14 protein-coding genes are annotated in these 15,986 nt (G+C 47.0%); 9 read left to right on the top strand and 5 right to left on the bottom strand.

The features are described from left to right. The first annotated feature begins 15 nt into the window (after positions 1–15). Positions 16–1,395, top strand: coding sequence for a LutB/LldF family L-lactate oxidation iron-sulfur protein (locus AC3WS5_RS01225; RefSeq protein WP_492465369.1), 1,380 nt, complete (start codon positions 16–18; stop codon positions 1,393–1,395). A 6-nt stretch (positions 1,396–1,401) separates the two neighbouring features. Here the strand turns inward: AC3WS5_RS01225 and AC3WS5_RS01220 are convergent, their stop codons facing one another. The 4 genes from AC3WS5_RS01220 to AC3WS5_RS01205 all read right to left on the bottom strand — a co-directional run bounded on the left by AC3WS5_RS01220 (position 1,402) and on the right by AC3WS5_RS01205 (position 6,908). Then, the gene (locus tag AC3WS5_RS01220; protein WP_492465368.1) at positions 1,402–1,725 is read right to left on the bottom strand and encodes an HPF/RaiA family ribosome-associated protein; all 324 of its coding nucleotides are present in this window, start codon (positions 1,723–1,725) and stop codon (positions 1,402–1,404) included. Between the two features lie 166 nt (positions 1,726–1,891). After that, positions 1,892–3,415 (bottom strand): bifunctional phosphoribosylaminoimidazolecarboxamide formyltransferase/IMP cyclohydrolase, encoded by a 1,524-nt coding sequence (purH, locus tag AC3WS5_RS01215; RefSeq protein WP_492465367.1) that lies wholly within the window; start codon positions 3,413–3,415, stop codon positions 1,892–1,894. 34 nt (positions 3,416–3,449) lie between these two features. Next, a complete protein-coding gene (locus AC3WS5_RS01210; protein WP_492465366.1) occupies positions 3,450–5,555 on the bottom strand; it encodes a ComEC/Rec2 family competence protein in 2,106 nt (701 codons plus the stop codon). A gap of 117 nt (positions 5,556–5,672) precedes the next feature. Continuing rightward, on the bottom strand, positions 5,673–6,908 hold the full coding sequence (locus tag AC3WS5_RS01205; protein ID WP_492465365.1) for a PQQ-dependent sugar dehydrogenase: 1,236 nt from the start codon (positions 6,906–6,908) through the stop codon (positions 5,673–5,675). Positions 6,909–7,113: 205 nt separating this feature from the next. Between AC3WS5_RS01205 and AC3WS5_RS01200 the strand changes: the two genes are divergently transcribed. The 8 genes from AC3WS5_RS01200 (at position 7,114) to AC3WS5_RS01165 (ending at position 15,017) form a co-directional block, all read left to right on the top strand. Continuing rightward, entirely contained in the window at positions 7,114–7,917 is an 804-nt protein-coding gene (locus tag AC3WS5_RS01200) for an SCO family protein (protein WP_492465364.1), read from the top strand. Continuing rightward, on the top strand, positions 7,910–8,449 hold the full coding sequence (locus AC3WS5_RS01195; RefSeq protein ID WP_492465363.1) for a DUF420 domain-containing protein: 540 nt from the start codon (positions 7,910–7,912) through the stop codon (positions 8,447–8,449). The genes AC3WS5_RS01200 and AC3WS5_RS01195 overlap by 8 nt, the downstream gene beginning before the upstream one ends. A 62-nt stretch (positions 8,450–8,511) precedes the next feature. Continuing rightward, on the top strand, positions 8,512–9,822 hold the full coding sequence (murA, locus tag AC3WS5_RS01190) for a UDP-N-acetylglucosamine 1-carboxyvinyltransferase (protein WP_492465362.1): 1,311 nt from the start codon (positions 8,512–8,514) through the stop codon (positions 9,820–9,822). Between the two features lie 37 nt (positions 9,823–9,859). Further along, a complete protein-coding gene (gene gmk / locus AC3WS5_RS01185) occupies positions 9,860–10,495 on the top strand; it encodes a guanylate kinase (protein WP_492465361.1) in 636 nt (211 codons plus the stop codon). A 29-nt stretch (positions 10,496–10,524) separates the two neighbouring features. Beyond that, the gene (locus AC3WS5_RS01180; protein WP_492465360.1) at positions 10,525–11,775 is read left to right on the top strand and encodes a hemolysin family protein; all 1,251 of its coding nucleotides are present in this window, start codon (positions 10,525–10,527) and stop codon (positions 11,773–11,775) included. Positions 11,776–11,902: 127 nt separating this feature from the next. Then, positions 11,903–12,751 carry a twin-arginine translocase subunit TatC gene (gene tatC, locus AC3WS5_RS01175; protein WP_492465359.1) on the top strand — a complete coding sequence of 283 codons (849 nt, stop codon included), beginning with the start codon at positions 11,903–11,905 and terminating at the stop codon, positions 12,749–12,751. Positions 12,752–12,769: 18 nt separating this feature from the next. Beyond that, positions 12,770–13,225 carry a ribose 5-phosphate isomerase B gene (gene rpiB, locus AC3WS5_RS01170; RefSeq protein ID WP_492465358.1) on the top strand — a complete coding sequence of 152 codons (456 nt, stop codon included), beginning with the start codon at positions 12,770–12,772 and terminating at the stop codon, positions 13,223–13,225. Positions 13,226–13,475: 250 nt separating this feature from the next. Next, positions 13,476–15,017: a M28 family peptidase gene (locus AC3WS5_RS01165; RefSeq protein WP_492465357.1), complete on the top strand. Its 1,542-nt coding sequence runs from the start codon at positions 13,476–13,478 to the stop codon at positions 15,015–15,017. A gap of 90 nt (positions 15,018–15,107) precedes the next feature. On the opposite strand, the gene recO is transcribed toward AC3WS5_RS01165, so the two are convergent. Then, positions 15,108–15,866, bottom strand: a complete 759-nt coding sequence (recO, locus tag AC3WS5_RS01160; RefSeq protein WP_492465356.1) for a DNA repair protein RecO — start codon at positions 15,864–15,866, stop codon at positions 15,108–15,110. Positions 15,867–15,986 lie beyond the last annotated feature (120 nt).

Here is a 15,986-nt window from a genome sequence, read left to right as displayed (position 1 = left end):
AAAAATATTCGTCTGATGCAGACATCAAAAGCATTTCAAAAGAAAAGTGCCGCCATGGCGGCAAACCGGGATCACCGGCAAGTGATTAATTTTAATATTGGTAAGTATAACGCGGCAGTGCCAAATGGCAAGAAGCAATTTTCGAATATCTTCCTGGCAAGAGAGCGGGCCAAGAACCTGAAATGGAAGGCCATGGAAACCCTGGATCTCCAGCTTGAGAATTTTGAAACACAAATTACAAAGCGTGGTGCAAAAGTGATCTGGTGCGAGACCGGAAAAGAAGCCGTTGATGCCATTCTGAAAATTTGCAGGGAGAAAAACTGCAAAACCCTGGTGAAAAGCAAGAGCATGGTCACCGAGGAGATTCATCTGAATAAACATCTCGAAGAAAACGAGATCGAAAGCATAGAAACCGATCTTGGTGAGTATATCCAGCAGCTCGATGGAGAGCCACCCTATCACATTGTAACTCCCGCCATGCACAAAAGCAAGGAGCAAATTGCTGCGCTTTTTGCCAGGAAGCTGGGAACCGATCCGTCACTGACCCCTGCTCAGTTAACCCAGGTGGCCAGGGAAAAATTACGGCAAAAATATGCGGAAGCTGAGGTGGGCCTTACCGGCGCTAACTTTCTGATCGGAGATATCGGTGGTGTGGCGGTTACAGAAAACGAAGGTAATGCCAGGCTTAGCTGCTCGCTTCCGAAAACACATATCGTTGTGGCAGGAATCGAAAAGGTCCTGCCATCGCTGGTCGACCTCTCGCTTTTCTGGCCATTGCTGTCTACCTTCGGGACCGGACAGCGGGTTACTTCCTACAACACGGTGATTACCGGTCCCAGGCAACCTGGTGAAAACGACGGGCCTGAAGAAATGTACGTGATCCTGCTGGATAACGGCCGTACAAAATTGCTGGCAAATGACCGGGTCAGGGAAGCGCTTTACTGCATCCGTTGCGGCGCCTGCCTCAATGCTTGTCCGGTTTACAAAAATATCGGCGGCCATACCTATGACACCACTTATAGCGGGCCCATCGGAGCGGTGATTACTCCCCAAATGAAGGACCTCAAAGAATGGAAGCACCTGAGTCATGCATCCACATTATGCGGGAACTGTACCCAGGTTTGCCCGGTCAACATCAATTTGCACGAATTATTGCTGGAGAACCGGCGCGAGGCCGCAGATCAGGGATATGCTCCACTTGCTGAAAAAGTTATCTGGAAGGTATGGAAACGGGCTATGTTGAGCCGCAGGTTTATCAACCTGGCTAGTGGTGATATTAAAACGAGTTTCCTGAATAAGGTAGCAGGTTCCTGGACCAGTCGCCGAAGTGAACTGAAATTCCCGCGTAAGTCATTCAACGAACAATGGAAGGCACGAAACGCAAAAAGTGGTTAGCATGTACTAATTATCGGTGTGTTCCTGCAATTTACCGGTGATACTCTCAAGCAGGTTCTTCATTTTCTCAACAGCTCCCGAAAATGCATGTTCAATGGTATCGGCGAAATGGGTGACCGCTTCATTTTTCAGATTTCTGATCCTCACCTCAATGGTGCATCGCTTGTCGTCAGCTCCGGATTTTCCCTTGTTTTCATCTGCAAAGAAGATATCCGCGCTCATAATAAACTCATCGAAATGTTTTAGTTTCGAGGCTAATTTTTCACTATAGCGCTCCGCAAATTTTTCCGAGCCGGTAATGTGGCTGTCTGTATTAACTTTTATATCCATAATATATTTTTAATCAGTGGCAACTACTATATATTATAACAAAATTATCTGCGAAAAGGTTCAATTCATACCGGGTCAAACACAACCGGAGTAGAGAACGAAATTTCCTTCCAAAAGCACCCTGTTGGTATTCGCTACTTTAGCGGGTTCAGCGGTAAAACCGTGATCAATGTCTGAAGTGTCGCATACCGGTCAGCACCATGGCCAATTGATGCTGCTGGGAATACTCAATAGAGTCCTTATCCCGGATTGAGCCTCCGGGCTGAATATATGCTTCGATGCCAGCGGCATGTCCCATTTTTACGCAGTCATCGAAAGGGAAGAACGCATCACTTGCCAAAACTGCACCCTTCAGTCCAAAGCCCGATTGTTTAGCTTTTTCAATGGCTTGCCTGAGTGCATCAATTCGACTCGTTTGGCCGCAGCCTTTGCCAATTAGCTGCTTTTGTCTGACCAGTGCAATTGCGTTACTTTTTAAATGTTTGCAGATGATATTTGCAAAAATCAGGTTTTCCTTCTCCTCGGGTGTGGTTTCTCTGCCACCCGTTTCCTTCCATTCCTGGTAATTACCCTTGTCTACCGACTGTTGCAGTACTCCACTTAGCAGCGACCTGTACTGGACCGATCTCTCAGGGAATTTTTTGGCTTTCAGTAAGATACGGTTCTTCCTGGACTTTAGGACAGACAGAGCGGCCTCATCAAAATCCGGTGCAATCAGCACTTCAAAAAACAGGTCGTTTATGGCGCTCGCTGTGGATTCATCCACGACTCCATTGGTAACCAGAATACCGCCAAACGCGCTTTCCGGATCTCCGGCCAGTGCATCGGTCCAGGCTTGAAATACGGTGCTCCTCACGGCTACACCGCAAACATTGGTATGTTTAATAATAGCGAAACATACTTCGTCCCGTAAAACGGGAAACTCCGAAATCAGTTGGACGGCAGCGTCTACATCCACCAGGTTATTGTAAGAAAGCTCTTTGCCGTTCAGTTTATTGAACCAGTCTTCCAGATTCCCAAAATAGACCCCTTCCTGGTGTGGATTTTCACCATAGCGCATGGGTTGAGGTCCGTGCACGGAGGCGAGAAAATAATCACCGTTGTTGCCGCTAAAATAGTGCGAGATCGCCACATCGTAATTGGCCACCACTTCAAAAGCTCTCGCTGCATATTCCTTCCGCTGCTGAAGATCCGTTTCCCCGTCCTGTTGTTTCAATAATGTCACCAGTTGTGGATATTCATTTCTGGAAGCGACAACCAGTAAATCCCTGAAGTTTTTGGCACCGGCCCTGATCATGGACGGACCTCCAATATCGATTTTTTCAATGATCAGTTTTTCATCTGTTGTGCCGGCAAGTGTCTCCTCAAACGGGTACAAATCCACTATGACCAGGTCGATCGCCGGGATCTTGAATTCAGCCATCTCCCGGACATCACTTTCCAGATCACGACGTCCGAGGATTCCTCCAAACACAGAAGGGTGCAGGGTTTTTACACGCCCGCCCAGTATGGAAGGGTAACCGGTAAGTTCTTCAACCGGTGTCACCGGGATTCCAAGCTGCTCAATAAAAGCCTGGGTGCCCCCGGTAGAAAATATCGTGACGCCAAGCCGTGCCAATTCTCTTACCACGGGTTCCAGGCCATCCTTGTAATAAACCGAAATTAAAGCGGAGTTAATCTTTTTTGTCATGAAAATCTAATTAAAACTGAACGGCAAATTTACGTCAACGAATCTGCAATACAAAAGCACCGGCCAGGTTTACATCGTGGCAGGCTATTCCCAGCCAATCACAGTCTTCTCGCAGGCTTTTGGATTTCCGGCGAGGGACCGACCCGTCCAGCACAATCTGCCCGATCTCTGGTTTGTGTGGTAACCTCCTGAGATTGATTGGCGGATTACCCGAAACAATGGCTATGTCGGCCCGCAAAGGAATTGAAGGATCGGGGTTGGAGAAATCCTGGTTTATGATCATAATACTTTTACCGGCAAAAAGGAACATCGGTTTATTGCCCAAGGCTGGCAGAGCCTGACCGATATCAGAAAGACGGTTTTGAATCCTGGTGGGCCTTAAATAATAATTGCAGAGATCGACGTCCGAAAGAAGTGCGGTATCCCCCATAAAATAATAGTCCCTTCCCCGGACAAAATCGACCGCCTGATACCTCGGCACCTGGTAAACGATTATTTGCTGCCTGGCTCCGGCCTGGGCAAAAGAATGCCACCGGATAATCACGAAAGATACCATCGCGATTAAGGCCGGCCAGACTGCCTGGCTGGTTTTCTGAATAAGCCAGAATCCCAGAAAAGCCGTAGCGAAGTATAAAAGAACAGTCTGGACAATATTTATCTGGAGTCCGTCCCATAATGCGAACGGAAACGTTTCTATCCTTTCAATAAAGCTGTTGAGCCACCAAATAAGTCCATTCAGCACTTTTCCAAACACCCGGGCTAAAGGACCAATCGGGGCAACAACAGTAAGGGCCACCTCACCGATCAAAATAACGGTTGAAACCGGCACGGCAAGCAGATTCGTGAGCAGGAAATACACCGGGAACTGGTGGAAATGGTAAATGCTCAGCGGACTGGTCAGGATCTGTGCAGCCAGACTGACTGCGACCAGTTGCCAGAACCAGTCCAGTGCTTTATTCCGGATGGATAACAAATTATATAGAGGCTTAAAAAATACCACAATGCTCAGCACGGCAGAATAGGATAATTGAAAACCAACATCCCACAAAAAAAAAGGATTGAAACACAACAAGCAGAATGCGGAAGCAGCGAGAATATTATAAATAGACGCGTTCCGGTTGATGATTTTTCCCGCTTTAATAAAGCTGAACATCACGGCAGCACGCACGATGGAAGCCTCTCCGCCGGTGACCAGCGTAAATATCCAGAGGATCAGGAGTACAATCAATGGATGCAGCCAGCTACCGGCGCGAAATCGAAGTAACGGGCTGATCAGAAGATTGAGTACCCAGTACAGCGATGCCAGGTGCATACCGGAGACTGCAATGATATGCACCACGCCGGTATTTGTATAGGATTGAAGGAGGCTTTTGTCCAGATCATCCCTGTAGCCGATTAAAAGCGCCTCCGCCAGGCCCTGTTCTTTTTTGCCGGGCAGATTTCGTTTTAATGTGCTTAGCACATAGATTCTGATTTGGTAGAGCAGGTTCTGAAGAAAGCTGATTTTCTTTTCGGGCATGATTAAAAAATCGCCTGGGACCAGGTAAACCTGGTGGGTAATTCCACGGAACAGGCTAAATTGGCGGTAATCGAACCCACCGGGGTTCCCGCTTTTTTTAATTTCCTGTAGTTCCTTTTTGAATATGATCTGGTCGCCCGGTTTGAGTTGACCGGCACTAAAATCGCTCCGAAAGTAAATGACAATTTTTCCGCCGACGGTGATTTCGCGGTTATCCCGGTAAACTGCATAGACTAGCGCTCCCGCCTTCCATGATTTTTTCTTTTGCACCGGCAGTTCCGACAGCGTAGCTTTTATAACGGATCCGGTTTGATAGTGTCTGCCGAACCAGTCACCCTGATTCCGGACATCCCGGAGTACAACCAAAAGCATACCTGTTCCCACCAGGATCATGTGAAGGCAAATACCAGAAAACGTTCTCCATCGAAACCTGGCAGGGAGGCTAAAAAAACGGTAAAGGATCAGCCAGGCAGCGCCGGATAACATCAGACAAATCGAAAGCCAGGTTTGCCATTGTCCGTACCATTGCAGGATAATTCCCATAATCAAGGCGATCAGAAGCCGTAGAAATGGGGTTTTCCCCAAAAAAAGGCCTACGCCCGATTTTATGGAGGACGCCATGGCAGCAATGGTTTATTTTCGAAACGAATATCCTGACTGGGTTTGTCCCGGCTTCAGACCTTAAACCGCGGGAAAGATTCAATCCGGCTATTTGTACAGGGGGGCCGAAAGTGGTTCCTATTTCTTCGCGATCCGGTAAAGTCGTCCGTGCTCGCCATCACAAATGGCGTACAGCGCGCCATCGCGACCTTGCGTAACAGCTCTGAATCGTTGTTGCTCACCTGCCAGTAGTCGTTCTTCCCCAACTACCTTATTATTTTCTATCACCAGCCTGGCAATATGCGATCCGCTGAGGCATCCGATGAACAGATTATTCTTCCACTCAGGTATCATATCGCCACTATAAAAAGTCATCCCGCTGGGAGAAATCACAGGGTCCCAGTAATAAACAGGCTGTTCCAGGCCTTCTTTTTGCGTGATCCCATCGCCAATTTTTTGCCCGCTGTATTCGATTCCGTAAGTGATGATCGGCCAGCCGTAATTTTTCCCTGCATGGATCAGGTTTAGTTCATCACCTCCCCTGGGTCCGAATTCGGCTTCCCAAAGGTCTCCCGTCACGGGATGAAAAGCCAGGGATTGTACGTTTCTATGGCCGTATGAATATATTTCAGGTCTGGCGCCCGCTGTTTGAATGAATGGGTTATCCGGTGCCGGATTTCCGTTCATGTCGATCCGGATGATTTTTCCCAGCGCGGAATTTAGCTGTTGTGCCTGTGGTCTGGAGACTATATCGCTCCGCTCTCCGGTACTGACAATCAGAAAGCCCTTTTTATCAAACAGGATCCTCGAACCATAATGCAGGGTGCTCTTAAATGCCGGAACGGCACGGTAAATGACCGAGATCTGTTCCACCTTGCTTCCGTCATCTGCAAGCCGGCCTTTGGCGACCGCCGTAAGCGTACCGCCGGGCTGGTCTTCCGAAAAGCTCCAGTAGATCATCCGGTTGGTGTTGAACGAAGGATCCGTTGTGACGCCCAGGAGTCCTCCCTGTCCCTCAGCATTCACTTTGGGGAGCCCGGTGATGGGGGTGCCGGCGATCCCGGCCTCGGTTACCAGGCGCATGGTACCTGCTTTCTCTGTGATCAGGAACTTTCCGTCGGGCAGGACGGTTATCCCCCAGGGATTCACCAGTTGATCAGTAAGCACCTTTACGTCAAGGGGCGTTTTTGTACTGACTCCTGCTATCCTGGTTTGTCCGGTAAACGCGGGTTTGTAGTCGGGGCTATTAGGTGCTTTGGTCTCCACGGGCGGGAGATCGCCAGGTTTAGCAGGATCACCTGGAGATTTTGTAGTGGGGTTACAACCCTGTGTTATGAAAAACAGGATCAGGAGCGCAATGCTGATTAATTTCATCCGGGTTTGATTTAAGTTTGTTGAATTTATTCAATTGAAAATAAAGATAGCGTATTTTGCAGGAACACCGTTGGCAGAGGGTTGCGATAAATGGGGGTGATAATAATTTGTCAAAAACCGGAAAACTAATCGGGGATTTACGATTTTTGTGTTGTTTCGGTGCTCGTGATGACCGGAGAATTGAATTTAATATAAAGAATCAGGATTGAATAAGAAAGCATTATTTGCGGTTTTGATGGCTATTATGCTGCCCTTGGTCAGCTTTTTACTAATCAGGCATTTCAGTGACAAAGCGCTGGAAATGCCCAGGCGGTATATTCCGGATTCCGTTATCAGCGAGGTCAGAAACGGCAAAGAGGTGGAGGATACGCAATGGCATAAGATCCGGGATTTCAGGCTGACTAACCAACTGGGCGAGGCGGTTAGTCTGGATAAGTACCGCAACAAGATCATCATTGCCGATTTCTTTTTTACGCATTGCCCTACGATTTGCCCGCCCCTGACCAGAAACATGAAACGATTGCAGGAATCGATTACCAATGCACAGCGGGTAGGTGATAAGACCAACCGGTCTGTCCAGTTCCTTTCTTTCTCCATCGATCCTGAACGGGATTCTGTTTCCAGGTTAAAAGCCTGGGCAGACCGTTTTCAGATCAATCCCGAACAGTGGGATTTGCTTACCGGTGATAAAAAAACGATCTATGATCTGGCGCTCCGGGATATGAAACTCGGGGTTGTGGATGGCCAGGGGTTGGACACTGCTTTCATACATACTGATCATTTTGTATTGATAGACAGCTCCAGGAACATAAGGGGTTACTATCATGGTTTGGATTCTGCGGATCTGGCTAGACTTTCAACGGACCTGGTTTTACTGACCCTTGAAAAATCGCCGAGCCGGAAGAACGGGCTGGCGTCGATACTGAAAGGAACGTCCGTGATATTTCTGATTGCCGCACTGGCTATAGGTCTGTTCCTGATTATTTTTAAAAAGAAGAGGCATGCTTAAACCCGCCTGGAGAAAAAATGATAAAAAAGCGAAGGTGCTTATCATCAGCTTTTCCGTGCTGATATTCCTGACTATTGCGGGATTGGGGAAAGTTTCCCTGAAAACTGATCCTGGGTTTGACGTGCATATTTTCGCCCGGTTTAACGCAGTGATCAATAGTCTGGTGGCTATTTTTCTGGTAGCGGCTCTAGTAGCTGTAAAACGGAAAAAATATCTGTTACACAAGAGACTGATGCTGGCCGCGATTCTGATGTCGGTGTTCTTCCTGTTGAGTTATGTAATTCATCATTTGCTGGCGGGTGATACCCGCTTCGGGGGGACTGGAGCAATCAGGTATCTGTATTTTTTTATTCTCGTCACGCACATCGTTCTGGCTTCGGTGATCCTGCCCTTCATTTTGTTTACAGCGTACAGGGCATTGGTGGGAGAATACGCCTCCCATCGCAGACTGGCTGTCATCACCTGGCCGGTTTGGTTTTATGTGGCTGTTACAGGCCCGGTGCTTTACCTGATGATCAGTCCTTATTACTGATTTTATCGCTTTTCGGTGATAAAATATCTACAATATTCCCCAATGGTGAAAAATTATAAATAATGAACGCATTTGAGGTTAAGGGAGACAGGAAACTGCAGGGGACGGTTGTTCCGCAAGGTGCGAAGAATGAGGCGCTCCAGGTCATAAGCGCTACGCTGCTGACTCCCGAAGAAGTAACGTTATACAATATCCCGGATATCCTGGACGTGAACCTGCTGATTGAATTGCTGCAGGAGATGAATGTAAAAGTCAACCGGATCGACAGGAATTCAGCCACTTTTAAAGCAGATAATGTTGATACGGAATACCTGCGCAGTCCCGGTTTCAAAAAGAAAAGTGGCAGGCTGAGGGGGTCGGTGATGGTGGCTGGCGCGATGCTGGCGCGGTTCAGGAAAGCATTCATTCCGCGCCCGGGCGGGGACAAGATCGGGCGACGGAGATTGGATACTCATGTACTGGGTTTTGAAAAACTGGGCACAAGCTTTGATTTTGATCAGGAGGACGGTTTTTTTCATTTGTCAGCAAAACAATTGAAAGGAACCTATATGTTGCTGGATGAACCGTCTGTTACCGGAACAGCAAATATCGTGATGGCGGCGACCATGGCGGAAGGAACCACGACAATTTACAATGCAGCATGTGAGCCTTATGTTCAGCAGTTATGTAGGATGCTGAACAGGATGGGTGCCAGGATCAGCGGTATCGGGAGCAATTTACTCTCCATCGAGGGAGTTGATTATCTTGGAGGCACCTCGCATACCATGTTGCCGGATATGATCGAAGTAGGTTCTTTCATCGGCCTCGCCGCCATGACGCAGGGCGATATCCTGATCAAAAATGCAGGCGTCCAGGATTTGGGCGTAATTCCTGACAAATTCCGGTCGTTAGGCATCCAAATGGACATCCGGGGTGATGATATTCATATTCCCTCCCAGGAATCTTATTCCATACAGCGCTATTTTGATGGCGGTGTCCTCAGCATTTATGATCATCCCTGGCCCGGGTTTACGCCCGACTTGTTAAGTATTGCACTTGTGACAGCCATTCAGGCAAACGGAAGTGTCCTGATCCATCAAAAAATGTTTGAAAGCAGATTGTTTTTTGTGGATAAGCTTATTGAAATGGGTGCTCAGATCATCCTCTGCGACCCGCACCGCGCGGTAGTAATCGGACTGGAACGAACACAGAAATTAAGAGGGATCACCATGAGCAGCCCGGATATCCGTGCCGGCGTTGCGCTGCTGATCGCTGCACTCAGCGCAGAAGGTAAAAGCATTATCCAGAATATCGAGCAGATCGACCGCGGATACCAACAAATTGACGAACGGTTGAGAAACCTCGGGGCAGACATAAAAAGGGTAGACTATTAAATTTTAAAGTTAGGAATTTTATTTTTACATTTCTCATATGAACCTTTCTCGACAAATACTTCATTACGCGCCTTCCACGGGAGATGCGGGCAAGGGGTCAGCCGGTAAAATAATCGTCATCACTGCACCATCAGGCGCCGGAAAAACATCTATCACTCATTTCCTGCTGAAGAAGTTCCCGCAATTAAAATTCTCTGTCTCATCTGCCACCCGGAAACCCCGGTCCAACGAAGTGGACGGCCGGGACTACTATTTCATAACTGAATCCGAATTCAGAAAGAAGATCAAGGCAGCCGAGTTCGTGGAGTGGGAAATGGTGTATGAGGGTAAATATTACGGCACCCTGAAGTCAGAACTCCACCGCCTATGGGATTCCGGTAAAGTGCCTCTTTTAGATATAGACGTAAAAGGCGCCATACACGTACAGGAACAATATCCCGATTCAAGCCTTTCCCTGTTTATTGAACCTCCTTCAATCAAGGAGTTGTCGAAACGGCTGCTATCCAGGGGCACTGAAACAGAAGAGTCCCTCCAGGCCAGGATCAATAAAGCAGAATATGAATTGACATTCATGCGTCACTTTGACAAAATCATTGTAAATGATGAACTGGCTGATGCCTGTACTGAAGCTGAAAAATGGGTAAGGAAATTTCTGCAGGTTAAACCAGCCTGAGTCAGTAATTTTAATGTAAGTTTGAAGTTATGGAATGGAGGCTGTTTTTCTGGTTCATCGTGTCTTTCTTCCTGATGATTTTTTTTTCAGGTATTGAAATGGCCTTTGTCAGCGCCAGCCGCTTCAACATTGAACTGAAAAGGAGACAGGGAACCTATACCGGAAAACTGCTGGGACGGTTTATAGATTCGCCTGCGATTTTTCTGGGAACGACCATCATCGGATTTGTTGTTAGTCTGACCATTTTTGTTCTGCAGACAAATGAAGTGTTGAAACCGGTTTGGAGGGCGTTGGGCATCCAGGCCAGAACGGCACAGATAGGGCTGGAATTAATTTTTAATGTGGTAGTGGTCCTTGTATTCGTTGAGTTTATTCCCCGCGCCTTTTTCCGTGCCAACAGCAATGTATTGCTGAGTTTGCTGGCTCACGTTATAAATTTTTTCTACCAGTTGTTGTACCCCGTTACCGCGGGTTTGTTCAAGTTATCCAATTGGATGCTGAAATATGTATTCAACGTGCGCCTGGATAAGAACAAATCGCCTCTGACCCGCAGTGATCTGAGTTTTTTGTTTAAAGATGAGGCTAGTGATCTTGAGAAGGTGGAGAAAAGCACGGAGTTACTGGAGAATGCACAGGAGCTTTCCAATATCCGAATCCGTCAGTGCCTTGTGCCGAGGAATGAAATTTTGTCGGTTGAGATTTCTGCTCCGGTGGAGAGTTTGGTCGCGTTGTTTGACCAATCCAAACGCAGCCGGATTGTCGTTTATCAGGATCATATTGACAATATCAAGGGATATGTGCACCAGCTCGACTTGTTTTCGCGGCCTGCCACGATAGAAGAGATCCTGCTCGAGATTCCTGCAGTACCCGAGAGCATGAGCGCGGTAAGCCTGATCAATAAACTTAGCCAGGAAGGAAAAAGCATAGCCTGGGTGGTGGATGAATTTGGGGGAACTGCCGGGATCATCAGCATGGAAGACGTCCTGGAGGAGTTATTCGGCGAGATTTGGGATGAATATGATACCGAACGTTTCGTTGAAAAGAGAATCTCGGAAGATGAGTATATCTTTTCCGGGCGACTGGAGCTGGACTATCTGGAAAAGAAATATGATCTTCATTTTGAAGGCGCCGATGCGGAAACGCTCTCCGGATACATTGTCAAACACAATGAGACTATTCCATTTCAAAATGACAGGATTATCATTGGCGATTATGAGTTTGATATTATGGCCGTAAGTGATACCCGGATTGAAATGGTGAAACTTAAAATCCTGATCTGACCGGGAAAACTTCATAATACAGGTTTCCTGACCCTTATTTGCCTTTCCGTGCTCTAATAAATTTTTTGAACCTCTACCTCTTTTCCCTGTTATCTTTGCGCACACTTATATCAGAACAATGGCTTTAATGGATTTCTTAAATAAGAGAAGTGGTGGTCAGGATGATGAAATGTCCTTTATCGACCACCTCGAAGTGTTGCGCTGGCATTTGATTCGTTCCATTGTGGCGATATTGATTGGCGCCATTCTTGTCTTCATATTTGCTAATTTTTTGGTAGATAATATCGTGTTTGGACCTACCAAGCCCAATTTCATATCGGCACAATGGTTTTGCGGGATCGGCAAAGCATTAGGTTTGGGAGATCAGTTGTGCCTGGGAAGCACAAAGGTACAATTTCAGGAAACTACCATGACCGGGCAGTTCATCGCAACGTTCACGGTTGCCTTCATTGGAGGCTTTATCCTGGCATTTCCGTATGTGTTTTGGGAGCTTTGGAAGTTTGTAAGGCCCGCCCTGTCGGTAAAAGAGCGGAAGCAGACCTCCGGTATTATATTTTGGGTATCCGTATTGTTTTTTATCGGGACCGCTTTCGGATACCTGATCCTGACCCCGTTCATGGTCAATTTTTATTTTAATTATAAGCTGAGTTCACAGATCGAAATCCGGCCTACTTTTTCCGATTACCTGGAGAATATGGTCTATACGACCGTTGGAATAGGAATCTTGTTCCAGTTGCCTCTCCTGGTACTCTTGCTATCTAAAGCGGGGATTGTCACGGCGAAAATGCTTAAAAAATACCGGCGTCATGCTTTCGTGGTGGTGCTGATCGCTGCTGCTATTATTACACCAACAACAGATCCGTTCAGTTTAGGGGTTGTTACCATACCTTTGTATATATTATATGAAGTGAGTGTGGCCCTGGCTTCCAGAGGGGAAAAACTAGATCAGAAACGGGAAGACCAGGAATGGAGTTAAACAGCTAAATCCCTGGTTATGGAAAAACATTTTGATCTCAGTAAACCCGTTGCCATTGGAAGTGATCATGCAGGGTACAAACTGAAAGAGCTGATTATTTCCTATTTGGAAGGCAGGGATTTGAAATTTAAGGATTTTGGGACCGACTCGACGGATGCGTCGGATTACCCCGATGTTGCTCATCCTGTTGCAAAGGCAATGGAATCGGGGGCTTATTCGTTTGGAATTCTGTTATGCGGCAGTGGGAACGGAATGGGAATGACGGCAAATAAACACCCATCGGTCCGGGCTGCTGTCTGCTGGGATGAGGAAATTGCTGCCCTGGCACGCAAACACAATAATGCAAATGTGATCTGTATTCCGGCGAGGTTCGTGTCTGAACAGGTAGCTGAAACGATGATCAACGTTTTCACCAGCAATTGGTTTGAAGAAGGGCGGCACACACAACGGGTGGGCAAAATCCCTCCTTTGTAATTTGAGGTCCGGAAGACCACCCCGACCGGAAAGTTCTGATAAGGGATAAAATAATAGACCGTTTTGTTCTTTTTTCTGCGGAAAGCTTGCCGTTACCAGGTTTGAGCTGTATGAAAGAGATCATTTTGTCAGATGATGCTGGCCTTTCAGATTTAAGTGAATAGGTCCGGGAATTTGACCGGGGGCCATTTGATGAACGGTAGGCGCTGCCTGTAGCGACTTATCTACATTTACATAAATTTTGTAATATATGAATTTCAGGTTGATCATTTACTCCTTTCTGTTCTTTTTCTCCCAAGCCTTAACTGCACAGGAGAGGCAAGATCCATCAACATTTGCCAAATCCATTACTCCAGGCGATCTGAAAGTCCATCTGAGCATCATTGCGGGTGCGGACATGGAAGGCCGGAATACGCCATCTCCAGGTCTGGAGAAAGCAGCAGACTATATTTCAGCGCAGTTCAAAAAATCCGGTGTATTGCCTGGTAACAAAGGCAGTTACAGGCAGACCTACCCATTGATCAAAGATTCAATGGCTGAAATGAGTTTGGAAATCAATGGTGTCAAATTTAAACCGGGAGAGGATTTCACGCCAGGATTCAATTTGCCTGAAAGACTGGATATTAAGTTTGAATCAGCGGTATTCGTAGGGTATGGTATCGTAGATGGGGACCGGGATGATTACCGCGGAGCCGACATTAAAGGAAAACTGGTTATATTTCTGGAAGGGCAGCCCGATAGCTATAAACCTTCACAGCCCGGACGATTATCCCCGGCTTCCATGCTGAATAAAATCCGAAATGCATCTGCAAAAGGTGCTGCCGCTTTGATGGTGATTAGGGAGCCACTGCCTTCAAGTTATCAGCGGACAAACATGTATCGCCCCGCTGTTGAACGGGAAGGAAGTCTCAAGTCGGAGATCCCGCTGTTTTATATCGGCGAGCGTGTAGTTTCTTCAATCAGCGGACATGGTCTGGATGAAATCAAAGGCGCACTGAACGGGGACCTCCAGATACCCATGGTCACCGACTTTCACGTGGTTATGCGGTATAGTGCGGTGGGACATGCTGCATCAGCGTCGAACGTCATCGGCATTGTAGAAGGAAGCGACAAGAAAAATGAATTCGTTATAGTAACCGCACATTATGACCACGTGGGAAAAGATGCGCAGGGTAATATTTATTATGGTGCTGACGATGACGGATCGGGTACAGTTGCCGTTATTGAAATAGCGAAGGCCTTCGCGAAAGCTAAGCAGGCCGGAAAAGGACCACGCCGGACTTTAATATTCATGACGGTAAGCGGTGAGGAAAAGGGTCTCTGGGGATCGGGATACTACAGCTCTAATCCGGTTTTTCCTCTGGAAAAGACCAGCGCCGATCTGAATATTGACATGATCGGCAGAATAGGAACAGACTACCTGACCAGCCCGTATGCTGAAAATTATGTATATGTCATTGGTGACGATAAACTGAGCACGGATCTGACGCCGGTTTTAGAAAAGGTCAATGGTCAGTATACGAAGCTCAGACTCGACAGAAAGTTTAATGATCCGTCTGATCCTGAGCGCTTTTATTACCGGAGCGATCATTACAGTTTTGCTTCCAAAGGCGTGCCTGCCATATTTTTCTTTAATGGTGTTCATGCCGATTACCATCGTATCACTGATACCGTTGACAAAATCAATTTCGACCTTCTGGCCAAAAGGGCCCAATTGGTATTTTATACAGCATGGGAAATCGCCAACAGGGAACAGATGATGAAGCGTGACCTTAAGCTTCCGGTTCAGTAGATTATACGACGGTTCACATTATCACTACTGAGTGATAATTATTATCGACTTCTGATACTGGGGTGCAGGCCCCAATAACGAGGAATTTTTCTACCGGAGAATCTGATGCAGGATCGGCAGGGTTTTCATTTTCCCAAATTCCTGGATATGGATACTATAATAGGTTTGCATAGCCTCCAGGATTTGCCCTCTCGCCCGGGAGTTGGCAGTAATACCCTCCAGTTCAGCGGGTTGTCGCACGCGCATCATTTCCGCCATAAGGTTACAGTATTCTGCTTCCAGGTAGGCCTGGTGTGCCGGAGCATCCCGGCAAAAAACACCTTCCTGAAGATCGAAAACGCGTGTCTCCATTTCAGGGATACCTGGCTCCAGGCTCGCAGGCATCAGACCGAAAAAATGAGCCAGGTGAATCGAGAAAAAAACCGGGAAATTGGCCATGACCCGATCGGAACACAGATCAACCGTCAGCAGGCTGTCTTCCATGAAAGCGAATAGCTCGGTGTCAGCTTCCGGCTGCTTGAGACACTTCCCCAGAAGTTCAATCATGTATTGGACAACTCCATTCCTGAGCACGTCTGTAAAAATATGCCGGTAAACCTGGGCCCAGCCAAAATCTTTGATCTGATTCAACTGTTTGAATTCATTGTGATAAACGACCAGATCCAGGAGGGCCGCCGGCTGAAAATAATTAGACTTTGGATTACCCTTTTTCGAACCGCTCCTGATACCCTTGAGTATATAGGATCTGAGTCCCGACTTTTCTGTATAAATAGAGGCAATTAAACTGGTATCACCGTAAGGTACGGTTCGCAACACGATACCCCTGGTCTTATGTAGGATCCCCGCCAATTTGCGAAATTTTAACGGATAGAGAAATTTTTCGGAAGGTAGGGCATTTCACAGGATAATTTGTGGGGTATAATCCCCGATACTTTTGTTTATTTGCAGTTCCTACTTCATAAAATAGAA

This window comes from Niabella sp. CPT15-335-S11, from assembly GCF_058792415.1.
Note: the sequence above shows the minus strand (reverse complement) of the source record. Positions and strands in the feature narration are given on the sequence as shown.

Bases quoted from the DNA above. Each gene is read 5' to 3' on its own strand.
- AC3WS5_RS01195 (WP_492465363.1), top strand. From the start codon at position 7,910: ATGCTTAAACCCGCCTGGAGAAAAAATGATAAAAAAGCGAAGGTGCTT.
- AC3WS5_RS01180 (WP_492465360.1), top strand. From the start codon at position 10,525: ATGGAATGGAGGCTGTTTTTCTGGTTCATCGTGTCTTTCTTCCTGATG.
- rpiB (WP_492465358.1), top strand. From the start codon at position 12,770: ATGGAAAAACATTTTGATCTCAGTAAACCCGTTGCCATTGGAAGTGAT.
- AC3WS5_RS01220 (WP_492465368.1), bottom strand. From the start codon at position 1,725: ATGGATATAAAAGTTAATACAGACAGCCACATTACCGGCTCGGAAAAA.
- murA (WP_492465362.1), top strand. From the start codon at position 8,512: ATGAACGCATTTGAGGTTAAGGGAGACAGGAAACTGCAGGGGACGGTT.
- AC3WS5_RS01225 (WP_492465369.1), top strand. From the start codon at position 16: ATGCAGACATCAAAAGCATTTCAAAAGAAAAGTGCCGCCATGGCGGCA.
- tatC (WP_492465359.1), top strand. From the start codon at position 11,903: ATGGATTTCTTAAATAAGAGAAGTGGTGGTCAGGATGATGAAATGTCC.
- purH (WP_492465367.1), bottom strand. From the start codon at position 3,415: ATGACAAAAAAGATTAACTCCGCTTTAATTTCGGTTTATTACAAGGAT.
- gmk (WP_492465361.1), top strand. From the start codon at position 9,860: ATGAACCTTTCTCGACAAATACTTCATTACGCGCCTTCCACGGGAGAT.
- AC3WS5_RS01165 (WP_492465357.1), top strand. From the start codon at position 13,476: ATGAATTTCAGGTTGATCATTTACTCCTTTCTGTTCTTTTTCTCCCAA.
- AC3WS5_RS01205 (WP_492465365.1), bottom strand. From the start codon at position 6,908: ATGAAATTAATCAGCATTGCGCTCCTGATCCTGTTTTTCATAACACAG.
- AC3WS5_RS01210 (WP_492465366.1), bottom strand. From the start codon at position 5,555: ATGGCGTCCTCCATAAAATCGGGCGTAGGCCTTTTTTTGGGGAAAACC.